Source organism: Hominiventricola sp. (genome assembly GCF_057604405.1).
This window is the reverse complement of record NZ_DBLYVB010000106.1, coordinates 1-1,122: the sequence shown is the minus strand read 5'-3', so window position 1 is coordinate 1,122 and position 1,122 is coordinate 1. Positions and strand designations below refer to the sequence as shown.

Sequence of the window (1,122 nt, the reverse complement as noted above, 5' to 3'; positions counted from 1 at the left end):
ATCATGAAAGAATTTAAGTATGTAGTAACAGATGCACAGGGAATCCACGCAAGACCGGCAGGAATTCTGGTAAAAGCAATTGCGAAAAAAACTTCAGATATTAAGATCAAAAAAGCAGGAGATACACGTGAAGTCAATGCAAAGAGCATTATGGCAGTTATGAGTCTTGGCGTAAAAAAAGGAAATGAGGTTATCATCACAGCTGAAGGCGAAGACGAAGAAGACGCAATCGCCGAAATCCAGAAAGTATTAGAGGAGAATCTGTAGGATTATGATTACACTAAGTGGTAAAAGTGTTTTTGGTGGCGTAGCCATCGGGAAGATTGCTTTCTATAAAAGACAGGAAAAGCAGGTAAGACGGTATCATGTAGAGGATACCGAAGCAGAGGCGGCACGTTTTGAGGATGCCCAGGAGACTGCGATCGCACAGCTCGGTGAGTTGTATGACAAGGCAATGGAAGATGTAGGAGAAGCCAATGCGGCAATTTTTGAAGTACATCAGATGATGCTGATGGATCTGGATTATGTGGATTCGATTAAGAATATTATTACCACCCAGGAAGTCAACGCAGAGTATGCTGTTGCGACAACAGGAGATAACTTCTCCCAGATGTTTGCATCTATGGATGATGCTTACATGCAGGGACGTGCGGCCGATGTAAAAGATGTATCGGACCGACTTCTCGGTATCCTTTCGGATGCCGGGGAAAGCGGTGTTGTGGCAGATGAACCGGTGATCGTGGCAGCAGATGATCTGGTACCGAGTGAGACTGTTCAGCTCGACAAGTCCAAAGTGCTTGCATTTGCAACCATGTACGGATCAGCAAATTCCCATACGGCAATCCTTGCAAGGACCATGAACATCCCGGCCGTTATTGGTCTGGGAGAAGGGCTTGCAAAAGAATATGACGGACATATGGCAGCCATCGACGGCTTTACCGGGACCATCTACATTGATCCGGATGAAGAGACCATGAAGGCCATGACTGAAAAGCGCGAAGAAGACCGCAGACAGAAAACACTTCTGGAAGAACTGAAGGGCAAAGAGAATGTCACCCTTTCCGGACAGAAGATCAATGTCTATGCGAATATCGGTAATCTTTCCGATGTGGGCGCCGTACT

2 protein-coding genes are annotated in these 1,122 nt (G+C 46.1%); both read left to right on the top strand.

Going from position 1 to position 1,122, the window contains the following annotated elements:
• The first annotated feature begins 3 nt into the window (after nt 1-3).
• Nucleotides 4-267 carry an HPr family phosphocarrier protein gene (locus ACZMB2_RS14380; RefSeq protein ID WP_008368491.1) on the top strand — a complete coding sequence of 88 codons (264 nt, stop codon included), beginning with the start codon at nt 4-6 and terminating at the stop codon, nt 265-267.
• Nucleotides 268-271: 4 nt separating this feature from the next.
• A partial coding sequence (locus tag ACZMB2_RS14375) for a phosphoenolpyruvate-utilizing N-terminal domain-containing protein (RefSeq protein ID WP_487597222.1) occupies nt 272-1,122 on the top strand: 851 nt, incomplete at its 3' end.